The sequence below is a fragment of the Brucella tritici genome, assembly GCF_008932295.1.
In the GTDB taxonomy this organism is placed as follows: Bacteria; Pseudomonadota; Alphaproteobacteria; order Rhizobiales; family Rhizobiaceae; genus Brucella; species Brucella tritici.
This window is the reverse complement of the sequence record NZ_WBWA01000001.1, coordinates 1-17176: the sequence shown is the minus strand read 5'-3', so window position 1 is coordinate 17176 and position 17176 is coordinate 1. Positions and strand designations below refer to the sequence as shown.

Genomic DNA, 17176 nt, shown 5'->3' with positions numbered 1-17176 from the left:
CAGCAGTGGTGGCATTATGCGAAAGGTTCGGTTGGGCCTTTCGCTGGCTGGGTAAACCATTTCGGTCCGGTCGCCGTCATATGGATATGGTCTTCCAGACGAATACCGAACTGGTCCGGGACCACGATCATCGGTTCGTTGGAAAAGCACATGCCTTCAGCGAGCGGGAGTGAATTCCCGCGAACGATGTATGGGACCTCGTGAATTTCCAGACCAAGGCCATGACCGGCGCGATGCGGAAGGCCTGGCAAAGCGTAATCTGGTCCCAGTCCATGCTTCACGAGTGTAGCGCGTGCCGCATCGTCAAGGGTTGAACAGGCCGCACCAAGCTTTGCCGCATCAAAAACGGCTTGCTGCGCTTCACGTTCGATTGCCCAAATGCGTGAAAACTCTGCGCTTGGCTCTTCCAGCATGTAGGTACGCGTAAGATCGGAGTGGTAGCCATCGATACGGCATCCGGTATCGACAAGAATAACGTCACCGTGCTGATAGAACTGTTCTCCATCTGCACCATGCGGCAGCGAGGTCGCTGCGCCGAAAGAGACAATGCAGAAAGTCGAACCGCCAGTAGCGCCGAGGGCACGGTGCTGTTCATCGATAAAGCGCACCACTTCGCTTGCGGCGATGCCGGGCTTTATCAATGCATGTGCGCGGCGATGGACTTCAAGCGTCAAATCCATCGCGTACTGGATGATTGCGATTTCATTGTCCGACTTGCAGATGCGCTGCTCACGGATCAGTTCGCCGCCGTCAAGCAAGCGCTCCGGCGAGATTTCGTGTTTAAGGGCATTATAGACGAACAGCGGCACGGCATCATCTACAGCAAGTGTAGCGCTTGCCGGAATGAGTGACGCTATCAGTTCAGCGCTACTTTCTTCTTCCTGCCATACGCGGATTTCCCCTGGCAGATGCGGCAGGCTCTCGACACGGCTTTGTTCAAAGCCGGGAACGATATAAATGACTTCCGACGGTGTGACGAGGGCGCCCAGAAAACGTTCGCTGATGTGCCAGACAAGCCCGGTATAATAACGCAAACTTGCTGTTGGCCCGAGCAGAAGCCCGCCAATCCCGCGCTCTCTCAACTTGCCTTGCAACAATGCCAATCGTTCAAGACGTTCTGCCTGTTCGATGCGTGGAGGAGATGACGGTGAAGTCATAATGCATACCTTTGTGATTTGTTTCTGGCAAAGCCTGCGTCCGAACGCAGCTTGCTTCTGGGCAGATATATCACGGCTTTGGCTATCTGAAAGCCATCTCTCCGCTATTGCGTTCAAAAGTTCAGGACGGCAAGGCTGATCTGCGAAACACGACACAAGGCACCATTCAAGGGGACTTTTGTGGGATAACGGCGAGGCCGTTGCCTGGACTGTCTGAGTGAGTGCACGATCACAAAGTGATGATAATCAGTCCGTTTTCTTCGTGGCACATTGCGAGCCGGAATTGAACTCATTAGGTGAGGTCACACTGCGGTAACAAAGTTTCGGTAAAAGGTCGTAGTTTCAAAAATGACTTTAGCGTCTGTGAGGTTTCATGCCTGAGTTGTGGCAGTGGGTTTCCGCTTTCGGTTTTTCGATTGTTATCATCGTTGCGGCGCTGGTCTATCTCAACATGTCTAACCGTGAAACGCCTGGTGATATGTTTAATCTCTTCACGAAAGTTGGTGCTGTCGCAGTAGCGCTCGTTGCTGCCTTCGCTAGCCTGGCCGCTGCCGCCATTATTGATTGATCTTGCTGCTCATATTTTCAACGAAGACACTGCGGCTTCGCTCTTATGCACATAATCGTTCGCATCCTGTTGCCGTTGAAACAACAGGATAAAGAGTAAGTCCGTCAGAACCAGTTGTGCATCGCGTGCCGTGATTGACGATGAGCGCACCCGTTCTTCATCGGCAACTGTATATAGACGAATATCAGCGATCTTGTTGAGCGGGTTTTCGTTGAGGCCTGTAACAGCGATCACGGTTGCTCCCCACTTCTTGGCCTGCTCGGCGATGCGAAGGGTTTCGATGCTCGTTCCCGAATAGGAAAGGGCAAACAGAACGTCGCCCTCATGCAATGTGGAAACATTGGCCATCTGGATATGGCTATCGCTGTCGTGCATCACATTGCGCCCAAGCTTCATCAGCTTGTAGGAAAAATCACGCGCAACGAGTGACGATGCGCCAACGCCGGCGAGATGAATGCGCCGGGCGCTGATCAGCGCTTGCAATGCGCCGTCGATACCTTGTTCATTGTTGACGGAAATCGTCTGCTGCATGGATTGCAGCTTGCTGCCGATCAGCTTTTGCAGAACCGTAATATAGCTGTCACTGGTTTCGATGCTGCCGTGGACCATGCCTGCCGGAACCTGCCATTCCTTGGCCCGAGCCTCGCTGACCGCGAGTTTAAGTTCCTGATAGCCGTCAAAACCGAACTTCTGGCTGAATTTGACGACGCTGGATTGACTGCGGCCGGTCTCGACCGCGAGCGCGGAAGAGGAAAGCTTCAATACCTGTTCTGGATGATCGACGATGAACTGGCCGATCTTTCGGTCTGCAACGGTCAGCTCGTTCAGTTTGGCGTTGATCTTCTGTAGGATCGACATGCGCGATTAATCCCCATTCCGGCGTCGGAAGGCTCGATATTCGATTGCCTTGCCTCATAAGACAACCGAAATTGATTTGGAATATAAAATTCCAATCTTTTAAAATTTACGGAATGAGCTAACTATCCACAAGATGGTACATGGTGGAGAGACATGGAACGATTGCGAATTGTCGGTGGACGAGCGCTACAGGGAGCGGTCAATATCTCCGGGGCGAAAAATGCTGCGCTGCCTCAGATCGCGGCTTCCCTGCTAAGTCCCCACCCCGTTGAACTTACTAACCTTCCAGCGGTGAGTGATGTTGAAAACATGCTCAATGTCGTGCAGTCGCATGGGGCACAGGTCTCCCGCGCGCCGCATTCGACGACAATTGCCGCCACTGAACTTGTCGAAGGAGAAACGCCTTATGACACTGTGAGGCGAATGCGTGCGACGGTTCTGGTGCTGGCACCTTTGTTGGCGAGACTGGGTAAAGTTCGTGTTTCCTTGCCGGGCGGATGCGCCATTGGCGCGCGGCCTGTCGATATGCACTTGAAAGCGCTCTCCACACTTGGCGCAGATGTTTCCATTGATCGCGGCTGGATCGTTGCTTCGACCGATAGCGGCCTGATCGGAAGCCGGATTGTATTGCCCGCACCGTCCGTTGGCGCGACGGCGACAGCGATGATGGCGGCGACCTCCGCTCGCGGCGAGACAGAAATATTGAACGCAGCCCGTGAGCCGGAAATTGCTGACCTTGCAGCGTGTCTTGGGGCCATGGGCGCGCAGACTGAAGGGGCGGGTACGCATCGCATTCTGATTCAGGGCGATACATCTTGGCGTCCTGCACGCCATCACGGCATACCGGATCGTATCGAAGCCGGAACTTATGCAGTTGCTGCGGCGATTACCGGCGGCACGCTCGAATTGACGCATGCTCGTCTTGAGCATCTCGCTTCTGTTGTGCAAATGCTTGAAACTATGGGCGTCAGTGTATGGCCGAGCGACCGCGGTCTGGTTATTTCGCGTAATGGCGCCTTGCGTGGCGCTGATTTGACGACCGAACCCTATCCCGGATTCCCTACCGATTTGCAGGCCCAGTTCATGGCGTTGGCAGCTTGTGCCGAAGGAGCATCGCTCATTCGCGAGACAGTGTTCGAAAGCCGGTTCATGCATGTGCCGGAACTGATGCGGCTTGGCGCTGACATCAAACTGCAGGGAACAACTGCTCTGGTACGTGGCGGGCGCCCGCTGCATGGCGCACAAGTCATGGCAACGGATTTGCGGGCGTCCGTGTCGCTTGTTCTCGCAGCACTGGTTGCCGAGGGAGAAACTGTTGTTAATCGCATCTATCATCTGGATCGCGGGTATGAACAGCTTGACCGCAAACTGAAACTTTGCGGTGCAGATATAGAACGGCTCTCAGAATGATGTCGGACAGGGTTGGGAAAAATCAGTTCTATCTTGGCGTAGATGGCGGCGGTACGGGCTGTCGAGCCCGGTTGGAAGATGAGACCGGCAACGTGCTGGGACAAGGATTGTCTGGCCCGGCGACTACACGGCTCGGGATAGACAAGGCATGGGAATCCATTGCGCGCGCGTTTGACGCAGCGATCAGCGAGGCAGGTCTGGGGGCTGAAGAACTGACCCGAACGCATGCAGGTATTGGGCTGGCGGGCATAGGCAGGCAAGGTGCGATCGAAGCACTTCAGGCTATACAGCATCCCTTTTCGAGCATTCATTTCATAAGCGACGGTAAAGGCGCTTGTCTCGGTGCGCATTCGGGTAATGACGGGGCTATCGTTATTGCTGGGACCGGATCAATTGGCCTTGGCTTCGTGAATGGCACTGACATTCGTGTCGGCGGTTATGGCTTTCCAATTTCAGACGAGGGCAGCGGTGCCTTTCTCGGGCTGTCAGCAATTCAGCAGGCGCTTCAGGCCCATGATGACCGAATAGAGCGTACGCCGCTCCTCAACGAGGTCATGGACCGTTTTAATCAGACCCCGATGGAAGCTGTGGCGTGGATGGACCAAGCAACAGCTACGGAATATGCGTCTCTGGCACCCATGGTCATGCGTCATGCAGACCAGGGAGATGCGGCGGCACGTCGGATCGTCCAGACGGCTGCGAGCCACATCGATACCATTGTGCGTGCGCTTTTCGAAAAGGGAGCACCGCGCGTCACATTGCTTGGCGGACTTGCGACCCCACTAGAACCGTGGTTGGCGCCCGATGTCCGCAGGCGGTTGAAGCCTGCCGATGGCGATGCTGTTTCCGGCGCGATCATTCTCGCTCGAAACATGGCCTCTGCGAATACGGAATAAATTATTCCTAATTTTGATTGACTGCTGGAATTTATAATCCTAAAATTTATTAACCATAAGGCAGCGCGCTTTGAACGTTGCTCGACAAGCAGGCAGAGGCATGACGGAACAGGCGTTGTTATCTGAACTGGATAGGCTGGTTTCAGAAGAGCGAAATCCACGCACGATGGATATCGATCTCTTGTCGAGCCTTGCTATCGTGCGCCGTATCAATGATGAAGATCATCTGGTTCCCGCCGCCGTCGAGCAAGTGCTGCCCCAGGTCGCGCAAGCCGTTGATAAGATTGTCGACTCATTTCGGGTCGGCGGTCGACTGGTTTATTTGGGCGCAGGAACAAGCGGACGTCTTGGGGTTCTCGATGCATCGGAATGTCCGCCAACCTTCAGCGTGCCGGAAGGCATGGTGATAGGGCTGATTGCAGGTGGCGTGGATGCGCTGCAACACGCAATCGAAGGGGCAGAAGATGATCCGTTGCTTGGGGAATCTGACCTACGCAACATAGGTTTGTCTTCACACGATGTTGTTGTGGGAATCGCGGTCAGTGGGCGCACGCCCTATGTGATAGGCGGTCTGGCTTACGCAGCAACCATCGGCGCCACGACCGTGGCGCTCTCCTGCAATCCCGATTCGACCATTGCGACCATGGCTGAAATCGCCATATCGCCGGTTGTCGGACCTGAAATACTGACAGGCTCAACACGCCTTAAGTCCGGTACGGCGCAGAAGCTCGTTCTTAATATGCTGACGACGGCGAGCATGATCCGAATCGGGAAAACATACGAGAACCTCATGGTGGACGTCAGTGCCACCAACAATAAGCTTGTTGCGCGGGCATCGCGAATTGTCATGCAGGCAACCGGATGCGGGGCGGGGGAGGCGAAACGCGTTCTCGCTCTGACGGATAATGACGTCAAGCTTGCAATCCTCATCACGATCACTGGAATGCCAGTGGATGAGGCAAGAAAGGCATTAAAGGATGCTGGGGGATTTCTTAGACAGGCAATAAATGCCAATAAAGCGTGAGCCGAAGCGGGGAAGCAGTCGGACATCAGTATTGCAGTAATTTGCGAGGGAAGAAAATGGGAGCGAGTTTCAAGAAAAGCCTTATTGTGGGCGCTGCCGCATTGGCGTTGAGCATTGGAAGCTTTGGCGGGTTAGGTGTTTCGTCGGCTTTTGCCGCGACGCTGCGAATGGCGTGGTCGCAGGATGCCACCGGTCTCGATCCGCATAAGCAGCCGGCATTTTCATCGATTCGCCTGCTTGAGCTCATCTATGAACCGCTCGTTCGTCTTGATTCCAACCTTCAGATTGCGCCTGCCATTGCAAAAAGCTGGGAATTTTCCGATGGCGGAAAGGTTCTCACATTCAAGCTCGATAAGAATGCGAAATTTCAGAACGGTCAGTCGGTGACGCCAGCCGATGTGAAAGCATCCTTCGAGCGCATTCTGGATGAAAAGACAGGCGCAGTGGCGCGTGCCAATTTCGGTTCCATTGCTGCTATTGAAACGCCGGACGCCGAAACGGTCGTCTTCAAACTCTCTCAGCCTGACGTTCCTCTATTGGCAGCCATTGCCAGCATCAATGCGGCAGTCGTTCCGGAAAGCGAGATCAAGGCTGGAAATATTGGGACGAAAGCAGTTGGATCAGGCCCATTCATCCTTGAGCGCTGGGAGCCGAACTCCAAGGAAGTGCTGAAAGCCAATCCCGATTGGGCGGGCGGTAAAGTAGCGATCGATGGGATCGACATCAGCGTCCTGCCGGACGAAACAGCAATTCTCGCGGCGCTTCGCGCCAAGCAGATCGACTTTGCATTTCTAAACGACCCGCTGGTTGCAACGATGGTTCCGCGTGAAAGCTCTCTGGAACTGGTGCGTACTCCAGCTCTTGCCTATCATGTCCTCCAGCTCAATCCTTCGCGCAAGCCAATGACAGAGCTGGCCGTGCGTCAGGCGATTTCCTGTGCCGTTGACCGTCAAGACGTGCTGGATACAGCATTGCTCGGCGAAGGCAAGGTGACAGGCCCGCTGACAATGCCTGCCTACGCAAGCGATCCGAACACGCTTTTCTGCTACAAGCGCGATGTCGAAAAAGCAAAGAAGTTGATGGCGGATGCCGGTTATGCGGATGGTTTTTCGGCGACGGTTATCGCCGCAAACGGAGAACCTGCAACCGCTGCGGCTGAAGCCCAGGTTCTCCAGTCGCAACTTGCCGAAATCGGCATTAAGCTCGATATCCGCATGATGGAACTCAACGTCTATGTCGATACGTGGTTGAAGGGCGACTTCGACATGGCGGTGGCGCTTAACGGTGGTTCGGCTGATCCCTATACAATGTATGGCCGTTATTGGACAAAAGCCGGTAATCTGCAGAAAGTCGCGCAGTATATTGACGATACGCTTGACGATCTGATGCAGAAGGGGAGAACTGAGACGGACCCTGAAAAGCGCAAGGTTATCTTCTCCGACTTCGAAAAACACATAACGGAAGTTTCTCCGTGGATATGGCTCTATACGGCCAACAACTATGTTGCCTACCAGAAGAACGTTATCGGTTTTGAGCCTCGCGCTACCGGTTCGCTATTCGGCGTAACCAAGTTGCAGATCGGGCAGTGATGTCATGAAATCCGCCACGTCTTCAATATAGAGGCGTGGCTTTCCAGTGCCTGCCTTGATAGCAGGCCGTGAGTAATCTGACATGAATTATCTGACACGTCGGCTGCTGACATTTCCTCTGGTTATGCTGGGGGTGTCGATCCTTGTCTTCGTTGCGATCCGTATGGTTCCAGGCGATTCCATCACGGCTATGCTTGGAACGGAAGCAGGACTGCTGACGCCGGAACAGCGGCAGTCTTTGGCGCAATACTTTGGTATCGACCAAAGCTGGACCACGCAATACTGGCGCTGGCTCGGCGACGTGCTGCAAGGTAATCTGGGTGTCTCGGTCACGTTCGGAAAGCCGGTTTTGACGGTTATTCTGGAACGCTTCCCGCTGACACTGCAACTGGCATTGATGTCGATGATTATTGCGTTGCTCATTGGCCTTCCGGCTGGTGTCTATGCGGCGACGCGCAACGAGAAAATGTCCGATCTTGCCGTCCGTATTTTCGCAATGATTGGCCAATCGACCCCCAGCTTTGTTCTGGGCCTCCTCTTTATCTATATTCTGTCGGCCGGGTTTGGTGTGTTACCGACCATGGGCGAATTCACGCCTATATGGGTCGACCCGTGGCAGAATTTTTTGCAGATGATTTTGCCTGCCATAACACTCGGCTTTGCATTTGCTGCATCGGTCACACGCATATCGCGTTCGGCCATGCTGGATGTTCTCAGCGATGATTACGTTCGCACCGCTCGCAGCAAGGGAGCTTCGGCGCGCTCTGTCGTCTGGCGGCACGCATTGCCGAACGCACTTATCCCTGTGGTGACGCTGAGCGGTGTGGAATTCGGTTACCTTCTGGGCGGGGCTGTGCTGGTCGAGCAGATCTATGCTCTGCCGGGACTTGGACGCATGGTGCTCGACGCCATTTTGCAGCGGGATTATGCGTTGGTGCAGGGCAGTATTCTCTTCATCGCCCTCAACTTCATGATCGTCAATCTGCTTGTTGACCTCCTTTACGTAGCGCTCGATCCGCGTATTCGCCTGGGGGAAAACTAATGCAGATATTGCGTTCCGTTTTTGCTCATCCGAGTGGCCGTATTGGCGGGCTCATCGTATTGATCTATCTGATCGTCGCGTGTCTGGGGTATTTCGGTTTCACGCCGCATGACCCGCTGATGCAGTACCGGATAGATAGGCTGCGTCCTCCAAGTGCTGCCCACTGGATGGGAACGGACCTCTTCGGACGGGATGTGATGAGCCGCCTGATGGCAGGCATAGCGCAATCATTTGTGGTGGGCTTTTCTGCTGTCGGAATTGCCGCCTTTACTGGCACCATTATGGGATTGACCGCGGCATGGTTCGGGCGCTGGTGGGACGGCACGGTCATGCGCGTCATGGACGTGCTTTTGGCGTTTCCGGCTATCTTGCTTGCGCTTCTCATCATCGCCGTCGTTGGACCGGGCACTGGAACAAGTATCGTTGCCATCGCCATTGTCTACACCCCGATTTTTACGCGGGTTGTACGTGGTCCGGCCTTGTCGATTAAAACACGCGAATTCGTCGATGCGGCACGTACGTTCCACAGCAGCAACCGTTATATCCTTTCGCGCCATCTGCTGCTTAATCTGGTCGCGCCTCTGACCGTGCAAATCACTTTGGCGCTGGCCTGGTCGCTGCTGACAGAGGCGGGCTTGAGCTTCCTCGGCCTCGGCACACAGCCACCTGCTTCGTCGCTTGGCCTCATGCTGGCAGATGCGCGTAACCTCATGGAAACCGCGCCATGGCTGCTGGCCTTTCCGGGACTGGCGATCATGATCGGTATTCTTGGCTTTAACCTTCTGGGTGATGCCCTGCGCGACATTCTCGATCCCAGGATGCGGAGGGTAGCGGCATGAACAAGCTTCTGTCTGTCTCAAACCTTCGCGTCGGTTTCGGGCGTAATCCTGAAGCCAATGAGATCGTGCGCGGTGTGAGTTTCGATCTTGCCGCCGGCGAAACCCTGGCTATTGTCGGAGAAAGCGGTTCCGGTAAATCTGTAACGGCCTTGTCGATCAATCGCCTTGTGGATTTTGGCGGTGGGCGCATTATCGATGGAACGATCAAGCTGAACCGTGCGAACGGCACCACCATCGATCTTGCAACTGCACACGAAGCTGAGCTTACGAAAATCCGCGGTGCGGAAATCGGTATGATCTTTCAGGAGCCCATGACGTCGCTCAATCCAGTGCTCACAATCGGAACACAGATTGAGGAGTCGTTTCGTCTGCACCGTGGGCTTACCGGAAAGCAGGCAGCTTCCGCTGCCAAGGACGCACTTGATCGCGTACGCATTCCGGATGCTGCACGGCGTCTTAGATACTGCCCGAACCAGCTTTCGGGCGGCATGCTGCAGCGAGTGATGATTGCAACGGCGCTTGCCTGTAATCCGCGTCTCATGATCGCCGACGAGCCGACCACAGCGCTTGATGTTACGGTACAGGCACAGATCATGGCGCTGCTGGCAGAGCTGAAGCGCGAAACTGGCATGGCGATGATCTTCATTACCCATGACATCGGCCTGGTCGCAGGGATGGCCGACAAGGTCATGGTGATGCAGCATGGCGAGGCGGTGGAGCAAGGTGAACTGAGTGCCGTCCTTGACCAGCCTCAGCATTCTTACACGCAACATCTCCTGAAAGCTGTGCCGCATTTTGAAAGTGGCAATGCGGTACGAACGGATAGCGTGCGAGCAGCCAAGCCCGGAACAAAGCCAATTCTGGCTGTTGAAGGGCTCACAGTCCGGTTTCCGGTTAGGGGAAGTATTCTGGGCCGTAGACTCGGTGCAGTTCATGCCGTGGAGAGTGTCGATTTCGATCTTGTTCCAGGCGAAACACTTGCGGTCGTCGGGGAGAGTGGTTCGGGTAAGTCGACGACTGCGCGGGCGATCCTCGGACTTGTCAAAGCTTCGGGCGGCAAGCTTGAAGTCGGCGTGGCAGATACATCTGATGCTCGAAACTCCTCCTCGGTGCAGATGGTTTTCCAGAATCCCTATGCATCGCTCAACCCGCGCCTGCGAATAGACAGCATCCTTGCCGAACCGGTTATCGCCGCTGGTGGGTGCGATGGGCCGGAAGCACGGCACCAGATGCTGCAGTTGCTTGACCGCGTGGGCCTGCCCGCAAACAGTCTGGAGCGCTACCCACACGAGTTTTCTGGCGGACAGCGCCAGCGGCTTTGCATTGCCCGCGCGTTGATGCTGAACCCTTCGATTGTCGTTTTGGACGAAGCCGTTTCCGCACTGGATGTTTCAGTGCAGGCGAAAGTTCTGGAACTGCTGATTGATCTCCAGAAGGAACGCGGCCTCGCATATCTGTTCGTATCGCATGACATGGCGGTGGTGGAACGTATCGCGCATCGCATTGCGGTCGTCTATGCCGGCCAGATTGTCGAAATAGGCGATGCCGCATCAATCCTGTCTGCGCCGAAACATTCCTATACGAAGCGGCTGATATCTGCTGTTCCAAGTATTGATCGGCGCAACGAGCATTTCACCCTCGACACGCGGCAGGTGCCGTCACTCGTACGCCCGTTGGGATATGAGCCCGCACCGGCAAACTGGCAGACATATGGTCATGATCACGTGGCCAGGACCGAGGTATAATCATGATGGCAGAACCAAATGTACGCCACTCCGTGGATATCGCCTTTACGGCGCGTTTTGAAAGAGCTTTCAGCCTGTTAACAGGCGCGTGCGACTCAGGTCGAATTCCGGGAGGTGTGCTCGGAATGGTCGATCTCTCCGGCAACCGGGCTGTCCGGGCGACGGGCTATGCGCAGACTGTACCGGTCCGGCGCGCGATGACAACCGATACGTGGTTCGATCTCGCCTCGTTGACCAAAGTGATTTTCACGACACCCCGCATTCTTGCGCTGGCCGAGGCAGGTGTCATTGATCTCGACGCGCCGTTGATCACGTTGCTTCCCGATCTTCGGCAGTATGACAATGATGCGTGGGAGCGCAAAGTCACTTTCCGCGAATGTCTTGGCCATCAGACACCGTTCCCATCGGTCGAACCGGTCTACACCTACGGACGGGACCCGGAATTGTTGCGTGCATTCGTTCTGCAACGCGAATGGCGAAAATCCCCACCGGTTTATTCGGATATCAATTTCATCCTGCTCGGTTTTGCGATGGAACGGCTTTGCGGCAAGACCATTCGCGAGATGGACCCCGGCGAGGGCTTCGCCTTTTCCGCGGAGCCGGAGATCAGTGCCGCCACCGAAGATTGCACCTGGCGCAATCGCGTACTTTGCGGTGAGGTCCACGACGACAATTGTTCAGCGTTGCAGGGTGCTGCACATGCGGGGCTGTTCGGCACGGCTGCATCCATACTCGATTTCGCAGTTGGTTTGCTCGACGGCACTGGCGCATCGCAACACGTTATAACGCAGATGCGCCAACCAATATCCGCGACCCGGACGCATGGCTGGGAACTGCCTTATGACGGCTGGTCGGGCGGCAATTTCAATTCGAAGGACACGATCGGCCATACCGGTTTCACGGGTACCGGTTTGTGGATCGATTTTGAAGCGGGCAGGGCGTGGACCTTGCTTACCAATCGCATTCATCCGACACGCCATTTCGACAGTGGTATTCTTTCGCTACGTCAGGGCGTTGGCGACGCAATTTCATTGGAATAGGAGACGTCTATGCAGCCAATATGGGCCGTTGGCCTGATGACCGGCACTGTTCTTGATGGGAACATCGATGTTGCCCTTTTGAAGACTGATGGCGAGACCATCACGGAATTCGGCGCTTATGCGCTGAAACCTTATCCGCGCTGGATTCGTGATCTTCTGGAACGAGCGCAGGCGGAGGCTCGCGGCTGGAATTTTGAAGGTGCGGAACCTTCCGTGTTTAGCGATGCTGAGGAAGCGCTGACGCGCGCACAGTCTGCGGCTGTGCGCGAACTGGTCGAGGAAAGCGGGCTGTCGATGGAGAATATCGGCGTTGTCGGCTTTCATGGACAGACGGTTTTGCATCGCGCACCGCAGGCAGGCAAGCTTGGTGACACAAGGCAACTTGGTGACGGAAGGCTTATGAGCGAATTGCTCGGAACCAAGGTTGCTTATGATTTCCGGACAGCAGATATTCGTGCTGGCGGGCAGGGTGCTCCGCTTGCGGCCGTCTATCACGCTGCTTTGCTGCGCAGTGCCGATTTGAGTGGCAATACTGCGATTCTCAATCTTGGCGGCGTCGGCAATATCACATGGTGGGATGGCGATGATGCACTTGTGGCATTCGATACAGGGCCAGCCAATGCACCCATCAACGATTTCATGAAGACTCATGGGTTGGGTGAGATGGATCGCGACGGAGCGCTGGCGGCAAGGGGCAGGGTAGACGAGGCCCGGCTCACGGAACTGCTCAAACACCCTTATCTGACTGCGCCATACCCGAAGTCATTGGATCGCTTCGATTTCACTGATGCAATGGCCGACGGTCTGAATGAGGAAGACGGCGCGGCAACATTGACCGCGTTCACCACCTCTGCTGTTGGGAAGGCCCTGGATATTTTGCCGCGTCGGCCAAAGCGGCTGGCCGTCAGCGGTGGTGGCCGTCGCAATCCGACCATGATGCGCATGCTGGTCGAGCGCGCGAAAGTGGAACTCGTTCCCGTTGAAACACTTGGCTGGCGGGGCGATGCCGTGGAAGCTGAATGCTTTGCATTCCTTGCCGTACGGGTTCTGCGCGGACTACCCATAAGCTTTCCGAGCACGACCGGCGTTCCGGAAGCCATGACTGGTGGCAAACTAGCCGGCTGAAAACCTGATAATCATCCAACTTATCCAAAAGGCAGCGTCAACGACGTTGCTTTTTTTGCTTTAAAGGGCGCGAATTGGGCCGGGTCACCACGTACTTAGCTGATATGGCGGATTAAAAGCGTTACTATCCTGCAAAAGCGATCTAACACTAGGGCAATTCACTAACTGCGGTCATTTGAAGTTACGTTGCGTCAAGATTGTCGTTGATATTTCATTTCTATTGCATATGAACACGAAAAAATACAAAACTCATGCAATCTTCACGTTGATTTAGGCAATTCTCTTTATTGATCTAATTTATCATGGAGAAATGCAATGAAACTCGCTCGACTCTTTTTCTGTCTGATCGTGCCCTTTGTCTGGCTATCCGGGGCAGTGGCCGAACCTTTGGCCAAGCCAACGGGTAAACCCATTCTGGTCATATCCGGTAATATCTCGAATACAAATGTTGGCGATACGGCGCAATTCGACCGGGACATGCTGGAAGCCATCGGTTTGGTGACGGTGGAAACGGCCAATCCATGGTATGATGGCCGTGTGCGTTTCGAAGGCGTATCGATGGACAAGCTTATGACGCTCGTCGGCGCCAAGGGAACGAAGGTGACTGCGGTAGCGTTGAACGATTATGTCAGCACGGTGCCGATGGAAGATTTCAAGAAGTTCAACGTTATTCTTGCCATGAAGCGAGATGGCAATTACATGCCGGTTCGCGACAAAGGACCATTGTTTATAATCTATCCGTATGACAGCGACCCACAGCTCCAAAGCCAGACCTATTACACACGTTCCGCGTGGCAGGTTGCCAAGCTGACAGTTGAATAGAGGCAAAGTGTGAGACGAATTCTAGGCGTTATAATCTGTTGTTTCGTGGTGGCAACGGCCTACATCGCCTATGTCATTGCTGAACGACAGACAGCGCTTCAGAAATTCTCCCGTTATAACGACTCTTGGGCTGTTGGTCAGACAGTGTCGGAATATATGCGGCTTGAGCATGTTCTGGCCGGATATGCCTTGAATATGAATGAGGATCGGCATGACGAAGTGCGACTTCGTCTCGATATCATGCTGGGGCGACTGGAACTGCTGCAGCAAGGTAATCTACGATCTTTCATCCAGAATGACCCGCAGCGACGTGATCTGTTTTTGAAGCTGAGCGATGTCCTGAAGGCACTCGACGTTCAGCTTGATAAGCTGGACGCTGACAGTATCAAAACCGTTCTGCAATCAATGAGCGAGCTTGACGGGCCGATGACTGCGCTTGCATCGTCGGCTGTTGAGTATGATGTTGGGCTTATTGATGCTGCACAGGCCGAAGTTCGTCAGCTGCATCTCATTTACACGGGATTGGCGGCAGGTCTCATCCTCTGTGGCGTGGTGCTTGTCATTCTCCTGCTCCGCCACAATAAGCTTCTCGACCGGGCGCATGGCAGCATGCAGCGCCTGACAAGCGATCTTCGGCAAGCAACGGGTGAATTGCAGTCGCAGAACTTTCGGCTTGAGCATGACGCACATCACGATGCCCTGACCGGTTTGCCCAATCGTGTTCTGTTCCGGCAGGATTTGGAGAAAAGGCTTGAAGCAGCACAGTCGGGAAGCCTGTCGGCGATCATTCTCCTTTTGGACCTTGATGGGTTCAAAGACGTCAATGACACACTCGGACATGATGTCGGCGATGCGCTTTTGCAGGCAGTCGCACGGCGCCTCACCAAACTTGGTGAGCGTGGCGATATGGTGTGTCGCTTAGGTGGAGACGAATTTGCTCTGCTTTCCACAGGGTTGCAGGAAGAGGAAGCTTTGGAGCTTGCAGATCGTTTGATGGAAGCGATCAGCCAGCCTTATCATGTCGGTGAGCTGGAAATAAAAATTGGAACCTGTGTCGGCGTCGCGATCTCCGAGGGAGAACCGGATACGGAAGAGCTTTTCAAGCACGCTGATTTAGCACTATATGAAGCAAAGGCGCTCGGACCTGGACATGCGAGCGTGTTCAAGTCTCAGATGCAGACGCGTTTGCGGGAGAAAAAGTCATTCGAAGCCGATCTTCAGAAGGCACTGGAGAACGGTGAGATGGAAGTTCACTATCAGCCGCAAGCCTGCACGATCACGCGCGAAATATGCGGCTATGAGGCCTTGCTCCGCTGGACCCATCCTATCCGTGGGTCAGTTTCACCGGTTGAATTTATTCCGGTTGCCGAAAAGATCGGTTTTATTCATGCTCTTGGAGACTGGGTGCTCAAGACAGCCTGTCTGGAAGCAGCCCATTGGAACAAGCCGCTCAAGATTGCGGTCAATCTCTCTCCTGTTCAGTTCCGTAGCCTTAACCTCATTCAAAGTGTGGTGGATGCACTTAAACAAAGCGGGCTTAATGCAGAGCGCCTCGAACTCGAGATCACAGAATCAGTTCTGCTGGACAAGAATGAGCAGACCTTGAGTACGCTCCGGCAGTTGAAAGCATTAGGTATCCAGATCGCTATGGACGATTTCGGAACGGGCTATTCCTCGCTCGGCAGCCTCAGCGGATTTCCGTTTGATAAGATCAAGATCGACCGGTCTTTCGTGCGCGATGTGACGACGCGACCGGATGCTCTGGCGATTGTCGAACTCGTAACTGGGGTAGGGCGCAGCCTCAGAATGGTGACAATTGCAGAAGGCATTGAAACCGAGGAGCAGTTTGAGTGTCTGAAACGACTAGGGTGCGATCAGGTTCAAGGCTATCTCATAGGTAAGCCAATGCCCGCATCAAAGCTCAAACATCTGCATGCCCGCAGCGGACAGAACGCGAAGACGGTCGGTTTAGCTTCAGATCGTTGACGATATAGTGGCGTGACAACTGGCTTCAGAGACGCAAATCAGTTTATGTTCATACGCTAATCACATCGCAAAGTTACGTGTGATGCATTCAATAAGTTGGAGCGCATTTGATTGTTCGTTCGGGCGCAATGCTCCGACATTGGGGAACTGGGGCGTAGGAATTGCTGAAAGTACATGAGATTAACGTGCCGATCGCATCTGACGAAGTTTCGCCGGTTATCTGGCAGGCTTTGACGAGCGGCAGCTATGAGGCCAAAGAAGCGCGTTCGATTTTCAAGGCAGTGAAGCCGGGGGATCGCGTGCTTGAACTCGGCTCAGGCATAGGAATTATAACATCCATTATTGCCAAGATTGCCGACGTGTCTGTCTGGGCTTTTGAGGCAAATCCCTCTACAGCAGCACTCGCCCGCCGAGTTATCGATGCTAACGGCCTGGATAATGTTGTCCTTTCGCAGGGGATTCTCACAGCCGGGGAACCTTGCTCGTTCCGCTTTTATGTGCGGCGCGATCTCTGGATGTCATCCATGGATGAGAATCAAGGACCGTATGAATACGCGATAGAGCTATCCTCCACGAATATTGACGAATTTATCGCTCAGCACGACATCAATGTTCTGGTCATGGATATTGAAGGTGCTGAACGCGACCTGTTGCAAAATGCCGATTTGACGGGTGTGCAGCGCATTTTCCTCGAACTGCATGATCATCTTTATGGCTTAGCGGGCATTCGAGACATGACGCATGCACTTGCGGCTAAGGGTTATGCCTATGATCCGCGTGGGTCCCAGGGACCATGTGTGTTGTTTGCCAAGGACGACGGTGTTCGCGAATACGAACCCGAATAGAGCATTGCGCTCCTAATATACGTGTTTCTGAAAAGAGTCGCTTAGAGCGGCTCTTTTTATTTTTTGGACTGTTGAAAGATTTTTTGGAAAAGTTTGGATTGGTCGTTGACAGTTTTGGTTTGTGGGGTCTATATGGCGCCACAACGAGGGCGGCGACGCTGCTAGCGGCAGACAGGTTCGTCCCTTGAGTTGGTTGAAAGAGTTTGACAGCGATGTTTGATTTGAGTAGA

At 54.3% G+C, this 17176-nt stretch carries 15 protein-coding genes; 13 read left to right on the top strand and 2 right to left on the bottom strand.

The window, feature by feature from the left end:
• Positions 1-14 precede the first annotated feature (14 nt).
• Positions 15-1157 carry a M24 family metallopeptidase gene (locus F9K91_RS00075; protein WP_151676865.1) on the bottom strand — a complete coding sequence of 381 codons (1143 nt, stop codon included), beginning with the start codon at positions 1155-1157 and terminating at the stop codon, positions 15-17.
• A 373-nt stretch (positions 1158-1530) separates the two neighbouring features.
• On the opposite strand from F9K91_RS00075, the gene F9K91_RS00070 reads away from it, so the two are divergent.
• Complete coding sequence (locus F9K91_RS00070; protein ID WP_151555173.1) at positions 1531-1725, top strand: hypothetical protein; 195 nt, start codon at positions 1531-1533, stop codon at positions 1723-1725.
• Positions 1726-1734: 9 nt separating this feature from the next.
• On the opposite strand, the gene F9K91_RS00065 is transcribed toward F9K91_RS00070, so the two are convergent.
• Positions 1735-2583, bottom strand: coding sequence for a MurR/RpiR family transcriptional regulator (locus tag F9K91_RS00065; protein ID WP_151676864.1), 849 nt, complete (start codon positions 2581-2583; stop codon positions 1735-1737).
• 153 nt (positions 2584-2736) lie between these two features.
• On the opposite strand from F9K91_RS00065, the gene murA reads away from it, so the two are divergent.
• From murA to F9K91_RS00005, 12 genes are all read left to right on the top strand, one after another.
• Positions 2737-3993: a UDP-N-acetylglucosamine 1-carboxyvinyltransferase gene (gene murA / locus F9K91_RS00060; protein ID WP_151651436.1), complete on the top strand. Its 1257-nt coding sequence runs from the start codon at positions 2737-2739 to the stop codon at positions 3991-3993.
• Positions 3990-4889, top strand: coding sequence for a glucosamine kinase nucleotide-binding domain-containing protein (locus F9K91_RS00055; RefSeq protein WP_151651437.1), 900 nt, complete (start codon positions 3990-3992; stop codon positions 4887-4889). The genes murA and F9K91_RS00055 overlap by 4 nt, the downstream gene beginning before the upstream one ends.
• A 100-nt stretch (positions 4890-4989) precedes the next feature.
• Complete coding sequence (gene murQ / locus F9K91_RS00050; protein WP_151651438.1) at positions 4990-5913, top strand: N-acetylmuramic acid 6-phosphate etherase; 924 nt, start codon at positions 4990-4992, stop codon at positions 5911-5913.
• A gap of 56 nt (positions 5914-5969) precedes the next feature.
• Positions 5970-7502, top strand: coding sequence for an ABC transporter substrate-binding protein (locus F9K91_RS00045; RefSeq protein ID WP_151676863.1), 1533 nt, complete (start codon positions 5970-5972; stop codon positions 7500-7502).
• A gap of 82 nt (positions 7503-7584) precedes the next feature.
• Entirely contained in the window at positions 7585-8544 is a 960-nt protein-coding gene (locus F9K91_RS00040; protein WP_151676862.1) for an ABC transporter permease, read from the top strand.
• Entirely contained in the window at positions 8544-9383 is an 840-nt protein-coding gene (locus F9K91_RS00035; protein WP_151555180.1) for an ABC transporter permease, read from the top strand. The genes F9K91_RS00040 and F9K91_RS00035 overlap by 1 nt, the downstream gene beginning before the upstream one ends.
• Positions 9380-11128 carry an ABC transporter ATP-binding protein gene (locus F9K91_RS00030; protein WP_151676861.1) on the top strand — a complete coding sequence of 583 codons (1749 nt, stop codon included), beginning with the start codon at positions 9380-9382 and terminating at the stop codon, positions 11126-11128. The genes F9K91_RS00035 and F9K91_RS00030 overlap by 4 nt, the downstream gene beginning before the upstream one ends.
• A 5-nt stretch (positions 11129-11133) precedes the next feature.
• Entirely contained in the window at positions 11134-12168 is a 1035-nt protein-coding gene (locus tag F9K91_RS00025) for a serine hydrolase domain-containing protein (protein WP_151677050.1), read from the top strand.
• 9 nt (positions 12169-12177) lie between these two features.
• On the top strand, positions 12178-13293 hold the full coding sequence (locus tag F9K91_RS00020) for an anhydro-N-acetylmuramic acid kinase (RefSeq protein ID WP_151676860.1): 1116 nt from the start codon (positions 12178-12180) through the stop codon (positions 13291-13293).
• A gap of 315 nt (positions 13294-13608) precedes the next feature.
• The gene (locus F9K91_RS00015; protein WP_151676859.1) at positions 13609-14115 is read left to right on the top strand and encodes a putative pterin-binding protein; all 507 of its coding nucleotides are present in this window, start codon (positions 13609-13611) and stop codon (positions 14113-14115) included.
• A 9-nt stretch (positions 14116-14124) separates the two neighbouring features.
• Positions 14125-16101: a putative bifunctional diguanylate cyclase/phosphodiesterase gene (locus F9K91_RS00010; protein ID WP_151676858.1), complete on the top strand. Its 1977-nt coding sequence runs from the start codon at positions 14125-14127 to the stop codon at positions 16099-16101.
• A 161-nt stretch (positions 16102-16262) separates the two neighbouring features.
• A complete protein-coding gene (locus tag F9K91_RS00005) occupies positions 16263-16946 on the top strand; it encodes an FkbM family methyltransferase (protein ID WP_151555185.1) in 684 nt (227 codons plus the stop codon).
• Positions 16947-17176: the final 230 nt, after the last annotated feature.